We start from the raw sequence: 18,228 nt of genomic DNA on the forward strand, positions 1-18,228 counted from the left end.
TTTTAAGAGTAATAGTATCAGTATATCCAAGTTTTAGAGGTTGCTTACAACTGGATTAAAGTTTTTGCACCAGAACCAAATGTATTCCTTTTATTTGTTGTAAAATGCGTGTTTAAGTGATATCTCGATTAAATTACAATCATGAGTGGCCCTAAAAAGAAGGAATCGTTGCCGTGCCCCTATTATACTTGGCTAAGAATTTTAGAAGATATTAAATCAGCAATCGACTATTTTGTAAAACAGGCTCACGAATGGAATCCAGATCTACAAAGTATAGGGGTTATGGGGGGGCAGATCTTACTGCAATGCTTGCTTTAAAATAAAGATTGACTAATCGTAAGAAATATCAAAGACTGTCTTTTTTTCGTATCGATAAGATTTTCGTCCATTGCGTTGTAGGAGGTTAAACAGACGAAGGAGAACCTTTGAGAGCTCTTGGGATGAAAGTCAAGTTACTTTTCCTTCTGGTGTAATTACAGCCATTGAAACAGCTTTATTAACAGAAGTGAATTTACCATGGCTTACAACGTATTTATCTGTAACTTTTAAAGGATCCCTTTTTGTTATTACAGACTTTATTCATACTTGGACCTCAGAAGAGGATCAACATTCGAATTTATTAATCAGTGATTTAATTAAGCATTCTTGGGTTTATATTTATAAATAAATATGCTTAATAATAATCCAATGAATGTTAGTACAGCGCAAATTAAACTAACTTTTCCATAGCCATAATTAGAATATATAGGCCCCATTAAAGCGGATCCTAAAGTTACGGCTAGATTAGTTGCCAAGCTGTAGATGGCAAGAATTCGTCCTCTGTAGGTAGAGGAACATTCACTTAAAATCGTACTTAATAAAGTAACTGTTAGACTTTGCATCATTCCCCAAATAAATAAGAAAAATATAAGAGGTATGATGAAATTAGTAGTGTAAGGGAGAAATCCTAATATCACTGTAAGTAGTGTCAGTGTACCAGTTAATGAAATTTCTTTACCAATTTTATCGGCATATTTTCCAGTGATACAGCTTGTAGCGAAACCTAATCCATAAACTATTATTAAGCTTCCTGCAACTGAAGTACCAGATGGAAAAACAGACCTGAGATAACTTCCTAGATAAGTATACATTCCATAAAAGCCTATCATATTACAAAACGTAATTATAATAAGTACGGGGACGTTTGGGCTTGTAAAAGCAGTATAATAAGAATGAATTAATGAACCTTTTTGCTTGAAATTTGTTGAAGGTAATTTTCTCCATTCTAAATGACGAAATATATCCATAACGATAAGAGCTAGGACAAAAATTCCTACAAAGCTAAAAATAGCGAACGTCCACCTCCAATTCAACCATTGCCCTATAAAAGAACCCAAGGGAACTCCTAAAATTAAAGACAATGACCAACTTGAAACGATGAGTCCCATTACCTTACTACGATGTTTATAAGGTATCTGATCTGCTACAAATGCATAAGCAGTGGGGATAAAAGCACCAGATGCTAACCCACAAAGTGCACGACCGATAAAAAAAATTATCAAACTGGGTGCAAAGATACATAAGGTTGTACCTAGTATAAAGATTATTATCCCAATTACCATATTTATCCTACGTGAAAACCTATCCCCAATTGGCGTTAACAGTGCAGCTCCAAAAATAATTGAAATACCATAAATACTGACGGATAATGCTACAACGTCAATGGTTGAGTTGAAACTTGAGGATAAATCAGGTAAAAGAGGGGAAACTACAAGCTCCTCGGACCCAGCTAAAAAAATACCCAAAATAAGTGCCATAACAGTTAATAAAGGAAAAGTACTAACATCTTTTGATTGACTTTCCAATTCTTTAAGGGACAAAATCGTTAAACCTCCTTTTATATATAATAAATTGATTTTAGAGCTGTTTAAGTAGTAATAGTTGTACTTTTGAATTCAAATTTTAAAAGAGTTAGTAACAATTGTAAATCTATTTTTATATAATAGAAAAAATATTCTGTTCTATTTATAAAAAATAATTGCTTGTACTATTTGTCTAAAATAATATCGCAAAAGTTCTTGGTTATCCTTTTCTACTTTTTTGATGTACTTTTTGTTTGGCATATCTGTACCTCCTTTATATATTTGAGATTTAATAAAATGAATTTATCTTTAATTTAATGATAAATTAAAATACAGTTCATTTCCATTTCATTTGAATTTATGTTTTACTATATATATGTCAATTGAAAATATTTATGAAGGGATTTTTTAAAAATGAAAATAGATCAAATGGATTTGAAAATTTTGGAAGTATTAACCCAAGATCCACGGATTTCAATGAGGGAGTTAGCAAAAAAAGTTAACCTATCTGCACCCTCAGTAGCAGAAAGAGTGCGTAATATGGAATATAGTGGGGTTATAGAGGGGTATACAACAAAAATAAATTATAAAAAGTTAGGTTTTACAATTGAAGCTATAATAAATATAACTGTTAAAAATGGGAACTATGAACGATTTAAAAAGCATATAAAAAATTATGTAATGGTTGATTTCTGCTATCGAATCTCTGGACAATCTTGTTACATGGTAAAGATTGTTGTTCGTAGTCTTGAAGAGATTGAAGAGTTTATAGATTCAATTTCCGAATTAGCGCATACAGTAACATATGTTGTATTCTCCGAAGTGAACACAATACCTAAATTTCTCGAGGTGCTCAGCGAATAAAATATTTTTATGTATTTTTAAAAGCATTGTGAATAAACTGATTAAAATGTAATGAAAAGATGTTAAGCTATCGGAACGGCATCCTTCAATCATATATCTAAGTGATATATGATTGAAGAGAGACTTACACTCGAACTATAAGAACAATATCTATAGTGAAAAAATTTTAAAAATTTGGTAAAATAATATGTAGGTTATATAATGAATATTTGGGGGATGTATGTATGGAAAATAGAAAAGTTGCATTAGTAATTGGAGGAAGTCAAGGAATAGGAAGGGCCGTAGCTATTAATTTGGCTAGTAAAGGGTATCAAGTTGTGGTGAATTCTAGAAGTCCAATAAATATAGAATTAATGGTGGAAGAATTAAAGTCTGTGAATCCATCAAATACATACATGGGATTTGTAGGAAATATAACACTAGAAGAAAGTAGAAATCAATTGTTTGAAGATATTTCAGAAAAATTCGGTAGATTAGATATTTTAATAAATAATGTTCCTGGCGGAAAACCAGATTCATTTTTAAATAGTAAGAATGAAGAGTTACTACAAGCTTTTTCAAACAAAGCAATAACATATATAGATTGCATTAGAAAAGCTACTGAAATTATGAGAGAGAGACAATATGGCCGAATTGTAAATATTGTGGGAAATCTGTGGAAAGAGCCTACGAGTAATATGTTTACAAATGGAATGATTAATGCTGCAATAATTAATGCTAGTAAAAATATTTCAACTGCTGTAGCTCCAAAAGGTATTACAGTTAATTGTATAAACCCAGGTTTTATATTTACTGATAGATATACAAAATATATTGAAAGTATTGTACAAAATAAGGGAATAAGCGAAGAAGAGGCTGAACAAGAAGTGTTGAAAAATATTCCTGTGAATAGAGTCGGTCTACCAGAAGAAATTTCATCATTAATTACATACTTGGTTTCCGAAGATGCTTCATATGTAACAGGGCAGCAAATTTCAGTAGATGGTGGTTCTATACGAAGTATCTAGATATTTATAATAGCTAAAAAGGAAGAAGGGGAAATCCCTTCTTCCTTTTTTCTTTTCAATCATTTAAGAGTTGAAAACTAAATTTAATTTTTTTATTCTCTCTATAAAAGCATCTAATCTATCTATATCAGCGATCATAGAAATTCTTATAAATTTCGCTCCATTTTTTCCAAAAACCTCTCCTGGCGTTACTGCGACATGTGCGCACTCCAGCAAATATTGTGTGAAATCGTAAGAAGTAAAGTTTTTTGGGATAGGTGCCCATATATAAAAAGATCCTTTTGGTTTTTCAATGCTCCAATTTAATTCATCTTTACACCTATTTATAAAATAATCTATTCTCTTATTGTAGATTGTATTTAGATTCTCTAGGCATGATTGATCATCTAATAAAGCAGTTTTAGTAGCTTCTTGGATAGCACCAAAAAGACTGACAAAAACATGATCTTGAAAATCATTGATAGCGTTAATTATATGCTCATTTCCGACTGCGAAAGCTACCCTCCAGCCAGCCATATTATAAGATTTAGACATAGTATAGATTTCAATTCCAGAATTAAAAGCACCTTTTGCTTGTAGGAAACTAACTGGTTTATTCCTGCTTAGGCCCAACCCTCCGTATGCAAAGTCATGAATAACGTTAATATTATTTTTCTCTGCAAATGCTACAGTCTCCTCGAAAAAATCCAAATTCGCACTGGCACCAGTTGGATTACTTGGATAATTTAAGTACATAATTTTGGCTTTATCACATACTTCTGGACTTATTTCTTTGTAAATTGGGAGATATCCATTACATTCCCGTAAATTTAAATAATGAGGTGTAGCTTTTGACATTAGAATACCTGATAAGTATTCTGGATAACCAGGATCAGGTATTAAGGCGATATCATCTTCATCTAATAAACTTTGACTAATGGAGTACAAAGCTGCTTTTCCACCATTAAATATTGCAACTTCTTTATTTGGATCAATGTTAACATCATATTCTCTTTTGTAGAATAAACTAATAGCTTCCTTTAAGAAAGCATGCCCTCTGAAAGGGGAATATTTATGATGTAAAGGTTTAAGTGAAGCTTGTCTTAAAGATTCTACTATATGTGGTGGAGTAGGAAGGTCAGGGTTTCCCTGACTTAAATTTATTATATCAAGCCCTTTTTCTGTTAATTTATTAACTTTATTAATTATAGCTAAAAATTCCTGCTTAGGAAGTTGTTTAATTGAATTTGAAGGACATACTATTACCATATTTTTTGCTCCTAATCTTTATAGTCCCATTCGGTTAGTACTTAATTGGTTTTTTTGATATAATTTATTTACTATCTTTGTATGAATATATAAGCCAAATATAATTAACACAATAACCCCTAAAATTACTGATGAATTGGCAAAATTAATTAAGGTGGATCCAATAGAGATAAACAGACCTATTAATGCCTCTGAAACTGCAAAAATACGTCCTTGAACCGCATTTTCAGCATTTTCTTGAACTTTTACTTTGGCAATGACCTCGCCATACTCCATTGCAATAAAAAATCCAATTGCAGCTAAAAATGAAACTGAAAAGTGTGTAGAGGTTAAAAAGAACCCTAATGAAATAAGACTAATTATAGAAAAATAATTTAGGCCTTTATTATCATTAAATCCCCATTTATTAACAAATTGAACGCCGATGAATCCGCCTAATCCAATACATAAGGTCAAAATGAAGTTTCCAATTTCTCCATTACCAATATAGCTACTAGCAATAGGGAAATAGCTATATACTATACCCCATAATAAGGCCATTGTCATCATTGTAAAGATTGCGTTAAGAACAAAAGGATTATGTTTGATTATATGGATTCCTTGTTTAAACGAATTCAGACCATCTTTGATATTACCTGGTACAAATGATGTAGTTTCAATCTTCATTTGTTTAATAAAAAATGCTGAAATGAAGTAAGTAATGGCATTGAAACCAACAGCTAAATTAACTGAACCATAATATAAGAATAAGGCTCCAATTAAAGAACCTATAATAATTGCTAATGTAGTGGCTTTAGCAAAAAGAGTATTAATTTTTTTTATTTCATTTCCAAGTGTTGACATAACAGCTAACCTAGCTGGGTTAAAGAAGACGCCACTTCCATATGATATTAATAGGAATGATAAAAATAGTATTGGATATTGCCCTTTCGGAAGAAAGGTTAACCCTAAGAATATTATTCCTCTTACGAGATCAGTCCAATACATAATTTTAACCCTATCAAATTTATCAACCAAAATCCCTAAAAATGGTTGGAAAATCATAGGTATACTTCGGACAATGATGACGCCCGAAGTAACCCAATAATATTCGTAGTAGGTTGATAGTATTAATAAAGCTGGTAAAACACAATAATCGCCCATATATGATAACGCCTGACCGTAAAGTAGATTTCTCGAATTGTTCGTTAGACTTTTCATACTAAGCTATAATCTCCCATTAATGATAATGATGCATTATTTTGTATGTTTTTAATAGACTCAACTAAATCTGTGGAGTTACTACTTGATAAATGTAAATTAGCCAAAGAATTAAAAGCTTCAAATAATTTTAGGTTTATTTTAGTGCCACTTTCAACTGTGGAGAAGCTATTTATTTCTGTATCTCCAACTAATATACCTTCTGGAATAGTGATTTTATTAAAAGTTATTACTTCTTGGTTTTCATCAATCTCTCCAGTTTTCATGAAATCTGTAGGGTATAAGTGGAAGTCAGCTACATATTTTTTAGGGTTATCTAATAATTGATTTGGTAAATGTTCTGAAAATCCATGACATAAAACATCTACTAATATTTCAGCAGCATCAACCCCATATACTTTCTTTATATTAGGTATCATATCCCAGCCAGCAAATCTCGCAGCGCTTTCAATAATTCCTAATTCTCTATTTTTCATAAGTTTAATTTCTGTATGTGTAGCACAATTCTCTAATCCCAATCCCTCATTTGCTTTTTTTGCAGCTTCAATAATTTTTTTCTTTGCATCTTCATCAAGATTAGAAGATGTAATATGGGATGTTTCAACAAATCCAATTTGTGGTGTTTTATCGTGAATTACTAATGGATGATATTCTTTATTTACCATAATACCTTCAATGCTTATGTAATCTGAATACCCTTCTTCTGTATACCAATCATCATATTCTCCTATTAAGTACTCTTCAAGTATAAAAGGAGCTTCATATTTTACTGACTTGGGTACATCTATTCCAGTTAAAAGATTTTCTGCCTGTAAAAAAAGGTCTTCGGCATTTTCCATATTGTGAATAAAAGTAACGCCAATTGAACTCGCTAAGTAGGTTGGTTTTAGAATGGCTGGAAGTTCAATGTATTCTAGCGCTTTACGGAAGTCCTCTAATGTACCAACCCTTTTACTTTTAATAGATTTTACACCTGAAGTATTAAAAGCTTCGCGCATTAGATTTTTATCACGAGCTTTTTCAGCAGCGTGTACGCCAGCACCTCTTAGACCTAATTTTTCACAAGCTTTTGCCATAGGTACAACGAACAATTCGTTATTCGTTGTAATAGCACTAACATTGAACATCTTAGCTACTTTTACTATATCTTCCACAACTACTTCTTCCGGTTTTTCGTATTTTTTTTGTGCCCAATAAATTGACTCTGGATGTTTAAAATCACTTATATCATTAAGGAAATCAGTATCTTTAATTATTGCTGCGGAGAAATTTTCTATTAATTTGGCATGATTCTCAGTAATCGCAAATGGGCGTGGTATATAGCTAATAATATTATATTTTCTTGCAACGCTTTCATAAAACATGTGAGGAGGGCATCCTCCTAAATCTGCAATTACTAATACATTAAGTCTTTTCATAATAAAAACCCCTTTAATTATTTTGCTGTATATCCACCATCGACAGTCAAAGCACTTCCTGTTATGTAACTAGCATTATCTGATGCGAGGAATGTCATTGTATTGGCAATTTCTTTAGCTGTACCCAATCGCCCTAAAGGACTTAATTTTTCTTTTTGTTTTCTTACTATTGCTAGATCATCAGTATGATTTAGTTCAAAAGATTTTTCATTTAGTGGTGTATCAATTATTCCAGGACAAACACAATTTACTCTAATATTATATTTAGCATAATCAATAGCTAATGACTTAGTTAATTGTAATACACCACCTTTACTAGCGTTATAAGCGGCAATATCTGGCCATGCAACTAATCCACTAACTGAGCATGTGTTAATAATAGTGCCTCTTTCTTTTGTAACCATATATTTTAGAGCATGTTTACTACCTAAAAAAACACCAGTTAGATTTACATTCATAAGTTTATTCCAGTCAGAGAGGGGCATTTCATGAATAGCACCCCCTATTTCTATCCCAGCATTATTTATAAAAACATGGATATCCCCAAAGTGCTCTAATGTTGTGGTAATTAAATTTTCACAATCACTTTCCTTTGTAATATCTGTATGAACAAAGTGAAGATTATCATCGTTAATAGTTGAAATTACTTGCATACCATTATATTCATGTATATCCGCAATAACTACTTTAGCTCCTAATTCCAAAAAAGCCTTAGCGGTCTCTAAACCTATTCCTGAAGCTCCACCAGTGATAATAACCACTTTAGAATTTAAATCTTGCATATGTTTCCCGACCTTTCACTGATTTATCTATTATTAATGTAGTGAATAAAATTTATTTTTTAAGTCGATTATATCTTGGTGGTAAAAATATGTTGATAGATCGCGAATCTACATCAGAGTTGTTTATTGCACTGTGTGATTCACGTGGATTACAAAAATATGAACTACCAAAGCTCATACGATGACTAGTATCTTCAATAGTCATATCATAGTCTCCGTTTATACAAATGCCAATCTGTTCGTTTTTATGTTTATGGTCAGGCATTTCCCCACCATTTTTTGGGATTTCTGCAATCATTATTTCGATCCAATTTTCAACAAAGAATGTAACCTCCATACCTGGAAGTAAATCCCTCTTTTTATATACATCTAAGAAGTATTCAGGAGGGAAAGTATAAATTTCATTTTCAGCAAAACGTTTTATATCAATCGCGATAGTTTCTTTATCAGTACAGTTTTTAGCACCATGTAAGGTATTAGGTGGCGCTATATAAGCGGTATCTAGTGGGGTCATTTTTCTTTCTACATCACCAACACGCATAATAAGCTCACCGGATATTACCATTCCTAGCTGAACTTCAGGGTGTTTGTGCAAATCTACATCTAACCCAGGTGGTACATAAGAAATAAGGACTTCAGTATTTCCTCTTTTTGTACAATATTGTTTTACCCCATTATCCCACTCTTTCAATATTGGTTCTGGGAAAAAATTATTATAATTTTTTTTATCGGTAGTTATCATTTTACTTCTCTCCTTCCAAATACTGACCAGCTCATTGGTATATTTTTGAATTGAAAAACAAATTTTAATTGGTTTTGTTCTCTAGCTACTTCATTTGTAATAGCAAAGTCGTAAACCTTTTCTCTAACTAACTCAGCAGCAATACTAGTAGAATTCACTTTTTTAAATATTGCTTCTTTCCCAATATAGTACTTTAGTAGGCTAATAGGTGCTGGATGAGAAACTACAATATGATTATCTAGTGCTTCAGCCTGAAAATTAAAATCAGGTCTAACAGCTAGTCCATACATTGGAGTATCACATCTAAATAACTGAATTAGTTCTAAATCTGGGTGCATATAAAAGTCTTTAATTCCTTCATATGCATGTGGAACAATTGCATACGTGATATTACTTTCTAAAACTTGACTGATACACTCTTCAAACGTTGACATTAAATGTACCCTACTTTTTGTGTGAACACTTAGGGAAAAATTATTAATAAAAGATTTTGCAGCATGTTCACTACTGGTACCGGAAGGTCCCAGGGTAGCAATATTAATTAAAGAGGGTTGCAATAATACATTTTTCTTAGAATAGTCATCTAAGATTATCAAATTCATCACCACGACATTCTTTTTTAAAATAGGAAATATTCTAAATACAAATTCAATAATAAACATCACTCCCTATTATTGTCAATATTTTTCAGATAAATCCAATTTAATAAAAAGATGCATTTTTCCGATTATTCTTTATTAAAAAAATACTTAATTGACAATTAATAGAAAATTGGACAATAATGTTATGTGTGGAATTTAAAGGAGTGATATATATGGATAAGTTAAATGAATTGAGAGCTGTAATTGAAGAATTAGACATGCAATTAGTAGACATTTTAAATAAGCGTAGTGAAGTTGTTAAAGAAATTGGGAAAGAGAAACAAAGATTAAATCTAGATGTAGATAATGTAGAAAGAGAAAAGAATTTAATTGAAAAATTAATCACGTTAAATAACGGATCATACACGAATGAAATGTTGAAAAAAATCTATGCAGAAATTTTTAAAGCTAGTCGAGATATACAAAAAAATAAGGTTGAGAAAATTCCTCTCCTTGTTTCTAGAAAACATAAGTTGGAAGACACCATTATTAATATTAAGGGTGAGAGAATTGGTGATGGATATCCGCATTTTGTAATGGGACCATGTGCTGTTGAAGATTGGGCTCAAGTTAGAGCAATAGCACATGAAATGTCAAAGAAAGGATTAAGCCTATTAAGAGGGGGAGCATATAAACCTCGTACGTCTCCTTATGATTTTCAAGGCTTGGGGATAGAAGGATTAAAGATTCTCAAAGATGTTGCACAAGAGTTTAATATGGCCGTAATCACTGAACTGGTAAGTACACAAAATATTGATGAATTTTTAAATTATGTAGATGTTATTCAAATTGGCGCAAGAAACATGCATAATTTCGAATTATTAAAAGCGGTAGGACAAACTAATAAACCAGTTTTACTCAAGAGAGGATTATCTGCAACTATTCAGGAATTTATTTTTGCGGCGGAATATATTTTATCAGAGGGGAATACAAATGTAATTCTATGTGAGAGAGGAATTAGAACTTATGAAACAGCTACAAGAAATACTTTAGATATTACTGCAGTTCCAATTTTGAAAAAGGAGACACATTTGCCGGTCTTAGTAGATGTGACACATTCTACTGGGAGAAAAGATTTGCTTATACCAGCAGCAAAAGCAGCTATTGCTATAGGAGCGGACGGTGTAATGGCAGAGGTGCACCCTAATCCATCAGTAGCTCTATCTGATTCTAAACAGCAAATGGACTTCGATGAATTTTCTGAATTCATGAATTCTATGAAATCTTTTATTTCAGGTGAAATATTTAAAAAAGAAAAAATAAAAATTAAATAAAGGATGAGCATGAAATGAGATACTTAACATCAGGGGAATCCCACGGACCACAATTAACCGCTATATTAGAAGGTGTTCCAGCAGGATTAAAATTAAGTGTAGACGATATTAATATAGAACTTTCAAAACGGCAACAAGGATATGGTCGCGGTCGACGGATGCAAATTGAGAAGGATGAAGTAGAAATTTTAAGTGGTGTTCGTCATGGGAAAACTTTAGGATCACCAATTACTTTAGTAGTTAAAAATAATGATTGGAAAAATTGGACTAAAGTTATGGGAATTGAGCCACTTAATGAGGATGAACAATTAGAGATTAAAAGAAAAATTTCAAGACCAAGGCCAGGACATGCAGATTTAAATGGTGCAATTAAATATGGGCATCGTGATATGCGAAATGTTTTAGAACGTTCCTCGGCACGTGAAACGACAATAAGAGTGGCTGCAGGAGCTGTTGCAAAAAAAATACTTAATGAATTAGGAATACAAGTGGTCAGCCATGTTTTGAAGATAGGAAAAGCCGAGGTGGGCGAATATTTATATGAAAATATAAATCAGTTAATAGAAAAAATAGATAAATCTTCGGTTCGCTGTTACGATTCTTCAGCTGAGAAAAAAATGATTGCAGAAATTGATGCCGCAAAAAAAGATGGAGATTCTATAGGTGGAATAGTTGAAGTTATAGCAGAAGGTCTACCTGTTGGGTTAGGTAGTTATGTGCACTATGATCATAAATTAGATGCTAAAATTGCAGCGTCTATTATGAGCATTAATGCTTTTAAAGGTGTGGAATTCGGCTTGGGATTTAGTTGTGGAGATAAATTTGGAAGTGAAGTTCATGATGAAATTCTCTGGGATAATAAACAAGGTTATACAAGAAGAACTAATAACCTTGGTGGATTTGAAGGTGGAATGACAAATGGTATGCCAATTGTTGTTAGAGGAGTAATGAAGCCAATACCAACATTATACAAACCACTTAAGAGTATAGATATTGATACAAAGCAAGTGTTTGCAGCTAGTATAGAACGATCAGATAGTTGTGCTGTACCAGCAGCTAGTATTGTTGCTGAGGCAGTGGTTGCCTGGGAATTAGCGAATGAAATAGTTAAACAATTTGGACAAGATAGAATGGAGTTAATTCAAAATAATCTTCAGGAGCATAAGAAAAATGCAAAATATTTTTAATGAAAATAATCCTATTTCGATTTAATAATCTGTTATCTTAAAGTTTATAATTCATATTATTAATTAACTTATAATGTAGTTGTTTATTGCAGATAAGCCATTGTAAGAATATTAAATGGTTTGATGTTTAGATTTATACAAACGCATACATATAGGCACTTTTAATTAAAGAGTTATTATCCGTATTAAATTAAAGTTCAATCTCTTGGAGTGATAATATTGAAGCAGTTATTAACTACTAGTAAATTATTTGGAGAAATCACTGTTCCTGGTGATAAATCAATATCACATAGATCAGTTATATTTGGTGCATTAGCACATGGAAAAACAAAAATTACTGGTTTTTTAAGAGGAGAAGATTGTCTAAATACTATTAGGTGTTTTCAGGAACTAGGAGTGAATATCGCAATAAATAAGGAGTATATTGAGATATTAGGTAAAGGAATAAAATCTTTTACCGCTCCAAATCAGAAATTATATGTTGGCAACTCTGGTACAACAATTAGATTATTACTTGGAATTCTAGCAAATACCAATTTCAGCTCGATATTAGTTGGTGATGATTCTATTGCAAAACGTCCTATGAAAAGAGTGGTGGAACCATTACAAAAGATGGGAGCCCTTATAGAAGGAGAAGAGAATGGTCAATTTGCCCCTCTATATATTAATGGAAGAAAATTAAAAGGAATAGATTACAAAATGAACATTCCTAGTGCGCAAGTTAAATCTTCAGTCTTACTAGCTGGAATGTTAGCAGATGGAATTACAACAATTATTGACCCTTTCAAAACACGAAATCATACCGAAAAAATGATTGAAGCTTTTGGAGGGAAATTAAAAGTAGCCGGTGATGTTATTACTATTGAAGGAAGCCAGAGGCTTGAAGGAACAGACTTTACTGTTCCTGGTGATATTTCTTCGGCTGCCTTTTTTATTGTAGCAGCCACAATCATACCTAATAGTGAAATTATTATTAGAAATGTTGGATTGAACTATACTCGTACAGGTATAATAGATGCTTTATTAAAGATGGGGGCATCTATTAAGATATTAAATAAAAAAAAGGTATCTAACGAAGATGTAGGCGATATTATTGTTAGGTCTTCAGGCTTAAAAGGAATTATGGTTGATGGGGATTTAATCCCTAGGTTAATTGATGAAATCCCTATACTTGCTCTAGCTGCTACTCAAGCTGAGGGGAAAACCGTTATTAAAAATGCAGAGGAGCTAAAAGTTAAAGAGTCAAATCGAATCGATACAGTAGTTAATGAATTGAAAAAGTTAGGTGTAAATATAAAAGCAACTGATGATGGCATGATTATTGAAGGGGAAAGTCAATTAATAGGAGGGATAGTTGATAGTCATCATGATCATAGAATTGGAATGATGTTAAGTATCGCTAATTTATTGACGAATAATGAAATTAAAGTTTGCAATAGAGATGCTGTGAATATATCTTACCCTGATTTTTTTGAGAATTTAAACAGTTTACTGAAATAAAGGGAAATTTGTATATGAAATAATAAAGTGAATGATTTGTTAAAAAATAATGATTATTCGTCTGATTTTGGAATGGTGAAATCAGATGAATAATTTCTATTTTGATATATGTTAATTACCATTAGTTGATAGCGAAGATATTTAAATTAATATTTTTTATAAATTTTCGCAATTAAAACTAGACTTTATCAGCCCGATTGACTTAAAAAGTTAGAATATTCATTTGAAAACGACTATTAAAATATTTTTATGGTTATTCTTAATCTTTAATAGAAGAAACTTTTTTATTTTTATAATTGGTATCGTTCTCATGAATAGTGTGAAATAGGATGTGGAAAATCGAAGGAATAATTGATGAGGATGTATGTAAAACTAAACCCAAATATTCCACCTAAGTTCGATTTAGTTTCTTCATAAAAGTATATATTGCTAGTGAATCAAATATTTCATCCAATTAAACATTGTGAATTTATTTCTCTTTTTTAATAATATAATACACATTCTCATAGAGATGCAAAATATACGGTATTTAAAATACTTTATCTCGTTTTGCTCCCACTTATTTTTTTCAAAAGGTTTTGTGCTAGTTAATAATTTTTGCAAAACTAGAAATTTATATAATGAGTATCAGTTGTTATATTAGTAGAATAATTTTTTTTATTCATTAAATATTATAATTAGTTTGACTTTTGTAGTGATCATATATTAGAATTTAAGAGGTTTTCTATTATAATAATAGAAAATTGTTTGGAGTACATAAAGCGCCAGGACTAATTTTATCTAGTTGACGAGGTGGAGGAGTATCGAAGAATCGGCGGATGCCTCCCAGTTGATGAAATCACAGCTGTTAAGCTATTTTAAAAATAAAAAGGAAACTTTTTTGACAAAAAAATAGTATGATTTCAAATAGAGAAATATTGGAGGAATTAATGTGTGTGGTATTATTGGATTTATTGGAGAAATGGATACTAAGGACTACCTATTAAATGGATTAGAAAAGCTAGAGTATCGTGGATACGATTCTGCAGGAGTTGCACTTTTTAGTGAAGATGGAGTACACGTATTTAAAGATAAGGGGAGAATAAAGAACCTTCGAAAAACTGTGGATTATAATATACTGGCTAATGTAGGTATAGGACAAACCCGTTGGGCAACACATGGTGTTCCAAATAAAGTGAATGCACATCCGCATTGTAGTATGTCTAAGCGTTTTACTTTAGTTCATAATGGAGTTATTGAAAATTATCAAATATTATCGAAACAACACTTACCGGGGTATGACTTTAAGAGCGATACAGATACTGAAGTAATTGTTGGGATGATAGAGAAATTTTCAAATGAAGGATTGAGTACAGAAGAAAGTTTCATAAAAGTATTAAACTTAATACAGGGTTCTTATGCAATTGCATTAATCGATTCTCGAGATAAAGATAGATTATATATTGCTAAAAATAAGAGTCCTATGTTAGTTGGTCTAGGTAATGGGAATTTTAATATGTTTGCTTCAGATGCAATGCCAATGATTCACTTAACGAATCAGTTCTTGCATTTACTTGATGAAGAAATGGTTATTGTAGAGAAAGAAAGGGTAACCATTAAAAATTTAAAAGGTGAAATAGTACAAAGATCCGCAATTGAAATGGAATTTGATGTGAATGATATGGATAAAGGTTCGTATGATCATTATATGTTGAAAGAAATAGATGAACAACCTTTTGTTATTAGAAGAATAATTGAAAAATATAAAGACAAAAGTGGTCAGATAAAACTAGATGACAATATACTTAATTCGATAATTAATAGTGATCGAATATATATTATTGGCTGCGGTACAAGTTATCATGCAGGTTTAGTAGGCAAACAACTTATTGAAAATTGGGCTAAAATCCCCGTCGAAGTCCATGTAGCAAGTGAATTTAGTTATAATCCTCCGATACTTTCTAGTAAGCCATTTTTCATTTTCATATCACAAAGTGGTGAAACAGCAGACAGTCGATCTGTGTTAAAGCAAATAAACAAACAAGATTTTGGTTCCTTAACTATTACTAATGTTTCGAATTCTACACTTTCGCGTGAGAGTAACCATACATTATTATTGCATGCTGGTCCGGAAATCGCAGTTGCCTCTACAAAAGCATACACGGCTCAAATTACGATATTAACAATATTAGCATCTGAATTAGCAAAATTAAAAGGATTAGTTCTAGAATTTGATTTAATTCAAGAATTAAGTCTTGTTGCAAACGCAATGGAAGTACTTTGTGATGAAAAAGAAGAAATGGAGAAAATTGCAAATGAGTATCTAGCGACAACACGTAACTGTTTCTTCATTGGTCGTAGTGTTGATTTCTACGTTGGTTTAGAAGGTGCATTAAAATTAAAAGAGATTTCTTATATTCAGGCAGAAGGATTTGCTGGTGGAGAATTAAAACATGGTACGATAGCATTAATTGAAAAAGGGACACCAGTTATAGCGCTTGCTACGCAAAAACATGTTAGTCTTGGAATCCGTGGAAATGTACAAGAAGTAGCAACACGTGGAGCTAATCCATGTATTATAGCTATGGAGGGATTAGAGATGGAAAATGATCGATATATTCTACCATCAATACATGAAGCGTTAGCACCACTTTTATCGGTTATACCTTTACAATTAATATCGTATTATGCTGCACTTCACCGAGAGTGTGACGTGGATAAACCACGTAATTTAGCAAAATCCGTTACTGTGGAGTAAAATAATTATCATTTTGGCATTGTTTGTTCCATTAAAAAAATGTTTTAGACTATAGAAAAAAGTATTAGACCGTTAAAAAATAGTTGTAGACTATTTAAAAAAAGTATTAGACTCGATTTGATTGTCGATAATGGTATCTAAAGTAGTAGGTACTATGGATTAAAGGCAATAAATTTATAATATGAACCAAAAGGTTACCTATTGCAAAAATAGGTAACCTTTTTTATTTACCATTAAATAGTCAAATGAGGGATTCATTGTGGCAAAACGAAAATATGAATGAGATGCAAAGAAAATTGAAAGGTATATTAAGCAAGGGCGTGGACAAAAGGAGGGAAAAAATTATAAACCTTGGTTGTTGGCACAGGATCTTCCTTCTAATGGAAGAGATGGTCAGCGGGGAGGCTGGAAAACAGGACGTAATCACCACCTTTTGTCTGATTTAGAAAGTGATTATTTTTATTTGTTAGAGTGGTCTAGTACAGTAACGGATATTAGAGAACAGTTTCCTTTACTACCTATTGAAGAAACAGTATCTATAGCTGAAGGATTAGGAATTAAACACCCTCATGATAATAGAACGCAAGAAATTGTAGTGATGACTACTGATTTTATCATAAATATTGATTCGAAAGAATTTGTAAGGACATTAAAATATGCGGGTGATTTAGAGGATGCTCACACAATAGAGAAGTTCGAAATTGAAAGAGAATATTGGCGAAGAAGAAATATAGATTGGGGTATTGTGACGGATAAAGAGATACCCGAAATATTTTGTGAGAATGTGAAATGGGTTCGGAAAGAGTATCACAATCCAGATGTCGTGGAGTTAGGCCCTTTTATTGTAGAGAGTATAGAAAAAATTGTTTATCAGCTTATCCAGGATGAAACAACGCCTTTATCTATTGCTACTTCACATACAGACGACCGTTTAGGGTTAGAACCAGGAACGTCACTAGCTATGATAAGGCATTTTATTGCAAGAAAAAGATGGATTGTTAATATGAATGAAAAGATTGTTCCATCTCTTCCGTTAAAAGGAGTTTGGGTGTTTTTGCCCATCCCCCGAAAAGGGGGAATAAGACAAAATATACCAAATTATATTTTGTCTTATTCTTCATCAAGTGAATGTTCTTGCGTTAATCTGGTTAAAATATCATCTTCGTTGATGTTCTCAATGATTGTCTCTAAATTTACCACTGTGGGGGATTTGCTAAATTCATAACGGCCATAAAAATTGATATGTTGCCAGGCAACCGGTGAAATATACTTTAGTATGTTCATCTCGATACCTTTATTCTGAGATTTCGTTAATAAATTTGATAATATACTCGCATTGTAGTAAATAATACAATTGGTTAACAACCTACTACATTCATTCCAGATTTGCTGATCTTGTTCAGTCTTGAAACGAAGTTTCCCAAAGTTTGCAAAAGATACAGCTCGACGTAATTTATGATAACTTTCCCCACGGTTTAAAGCCTTTTGAACATTTTGACGTAATGATAGCGAATCAATATATTCTAAAAAATATAGACTTTTGATGATATTATCATACTCCCACAACGCACGTTTTGTTTGATTTTTTCGTGCATAGGAACTTAACTTTCGAACAATCACATTTTGAGTAGTTGTTTTTAAAGCGAGAGACAGCATAATTCGTTTAATATTGTCCCATTCCTTCATAATTAGCTCTGTATTAATTTTCCGGGTTCTGTTGCAAAGTTTGAAAAAAGTATAAATAGGTCGATACATTAGGGATAGCGTTTAAGCAATCGCCATTAACT

The 18,228-nt window shown here is 31.9% G+C and carries 14 protein-coding genes and 2 pseudogenes; 8 read left to right on the plus strand and 8 right to left on the minus strand.

Annotated features, from left to right (window positions below; genetic code table 11):
* Window positions 1–436: 436 nt before the first annotated feature.
* Window positions 437–637: pseudogene (locus JDS96_RS26305) on the plus strand (acyl-ACP desaturase); the annotation flags it as partial.
* On the opposite strand, the gene JDS96_RS26310 reads toward JDS96_RS26305, so the two are convergent.
* A complete protein-coding gene (locus JDS96_RS26310) occupies window positions 636–1,796 on the minus strand; it encodes an MFS transporter (protein WP_199668548.1) in 1,161 nt (386 codons plus the stop codon). The pseudogene JDS96_RS26305 and the gene JDS96_RS26310 overlap by 2 nt on opposite strands.
* Before the next feature lie 459 nt (window positions 1,797–2,255).
* On the opposite strand from JDS96_RS26310, the gene JDS96_RS26315 reads away from it, so the two are divergent.
* Window positions 2,256–2,705 (plus strand): Lrp/AsnC family transcriptional regulator, encoded by a 450-nt coding sequence (locus JDS96_RS26315; RefSeq protein ID WP_199668540.1) that lies wholly within the window; start codon window positions 2,256–2,258, stop codon window positions 2,703–2,705.
* Window positions 2,706–2,929: 224 nt separating this feature from the next.
* The gene (locus JDS96_RS26320; protein WP_206777223.1) at window positions 2,930–3,712 is read left to right on the plus strand and encodes an SDR family oxidoreductase; all 783 of its coding nucleotides are present in this window, start codon (window positions 2,930–2,932) and stop codon (window positions 3,710–3,712) included.
* A gap of 63 nt (window positions 3,713–3,775) precedes the next feature.
* Here JDS96_RS26320 and JDS96_RS26325 read toward each other — a convergent pair whose 3' ends face one another.
* From JDS96_RS26325 to JDS96_RS26350, 6 genes are read right to left on the minus strand one after another with little or no spacing between them, the layout of a single operon-like run.
* On the minus strand, window positions 3,776–4,960 hold the full coding sequence (locus tag JDS96_RS26325) for an aminotransferase class I/II-fold pyridoxal phosphate-dependent enzyme (protein WP_199668541.1): 1,185 nt from the start codon (window positions 4,958–4,960) through the stop codon (window positions 3,776–3,778).
* 18 nt (window positions 4,961–4,978) lie between these two features.
* A complete protein-coding gene (locus JDS96_RS26330) occupies window positions 4,979–6,160 on the minus strand; it encodes an MFS transporter (RefSeq protein ID WP_199668542.1) in 1,182 nt (393 codons plus the stop codon).
* On the minus strand, window positions 6,157–7,578 hold the full coding sequence (locus JDS96_RS26335) for an alanine--anticapsin ligase (protein ID WP_199668543.1): 1,422 nt from the start codon (window positions 7,576–7,578) through the stop codon (window positions 6,157–6,159). The genes JDS96_RS26330 and JDS96_RS26335 overlap by 4 nt, the downstream gene beginning before the upstream one ends.
* 17 nt (window positions 7,579–7,595) lie before the next feature.
* The gene (locus tag JDS96_RS26340; protein WP_199668544.1) at window positions 7,596–8,360 is read right to left on the minus strand and encodes a glucose 1-dehydrogenase; all 765 of its coding nucleotides are present in this window, start codon (window positions 8,358–8,360) and stop codon (window positions 7,596–7,598) included.
* A gap of 52 nt (window positions 8,361–8,412) precedes the next feature.
* On the minus strand, window positions 8,413–9,102 hold the full coding sequence (locus JDS96_RS26345; protein WP_199668545.1) for a cupin domain-containing protein: 690 nt from the start codon (window positions 9,100–9,102) through the stop codon (window positions 8,413–8,415).
* A complete protein-coding gene (locus JDS96_RS26350) occupies window positions 9,099–9,698 on the minus strand; it encodes a type 2 periplasmic-binding domain-containing protein (protein WP_374221013.1) in 600 nt (199 codons plus the stop codon). Before JDS96_RS26350 ends, JDS96_RS26345 begins: the two co-directional genes overlap by 4 nt.
* A 212-nt stretch (window positions 9,699–9,910) precedes the next feature.
* On the opposite strand from JDS96_RS26350, the gene JDS96_RS26355 reads away from it, so the two are divergent.
* From JDS96_RS26355 to JDS96_RS26375, 5 genes are all read left to right on the plus strand, one after another.
* On the plus strand, window positions 9,911–11,017 hold the full coding sequence (locus JDS96_RS26355) for a bifunctional 3-deoxy-7-phosphoheptulonate synthase/chorismate mutase (protein ID WP_199668551.1): 1,107 nt from the start codon (window positions 9,911–9,913) through the stop codon (window positions 11,015–11,017).
* A gap of 14 nt (window positions 11,018–11,031) precedes the next feature.
* The gene (gene aroC / locus JDS96_RS26360) at window positions 11,032–12,204 is read left to right on the plus strand and encodes a chorismate synthase (RefSeq protein WP_199668546.1); all 1,173 of its coding nucleotides are present in this window, start codon (window positions 11,032–11,034) and stop codon (window positions 12,202–12,204) included.
* A 219-nt stretch (window positions 12,205–12,423) separates the two neighbouring features.
* The gene (aroA, locus tag JDS96_RS26365; RefSeq protein ID WP_206777225.1) at window positions 12,424–13,704 is read left to right on the plus strand and encodes a 3-phosphoshikimate 1-carboxyvinyltransferase; all 1,281 of its coding nucleotides are present in this window, start codon (window positions 12,424–12,426) and stop codon (window positions 13,702–13,704) included.
* A 931-nt stretch (window positions 13,705–14,635) separates the two neighbouring features.
* Window positions 14,636–16,441 (plus strand): glutamine--fructose-6-phosphate transaminase (isomerizing), encoded by a 1,806-nt coding sequence (gene glmS / locus JDS96_RS26370; RefSeq protein ID WP_199668547.1) that lies wholly within the window; start codon window positions 14,636–14,638, stop codon window positions 16,439–16,441.
* Window positions 16,442–16,874: 433 nt separating this feature from the next.
* The gene (locus JDS96_RS26375) at window positions 16,875–17,666 is read left to right on the plus strand and encodes a TnsA endonuclease N-terminal domain-containing protein (protein ID WP_242480000.1); all 792 of its coding nucleotides are present in this window, start codon (window positions 16,875–16,877) and stop codon (window positions 17,664–17,666) included.
* On the opposite strand, the pseudogene JDS96_RS26380 reads toward JDS96_RS26375, so the two are convergent.
* Window positions 17,552–18,151: pseudogene (locus JDS96_RS26380) on the minus strand (Tn3 family transposase); the annotation flags it as partial. The gene JDS96_RS26375 and the pseudogene JDS96_RS26380 overlap by 115 nt on opposite strands.
* Window positions 18,152–18,228 lie beyond the last annotated feature (77 nt).

The sequence above is a fragment of the Bacillus cereus group sp. N21 genome (assembly GCF_016483395.1).
Taxonomy (GTDB): Bacteria; Bacillota; Bacilli; order Bacillales; family Bacillaceae_G; genus Bacillus_A; species Bacillus_A pseudomycoides.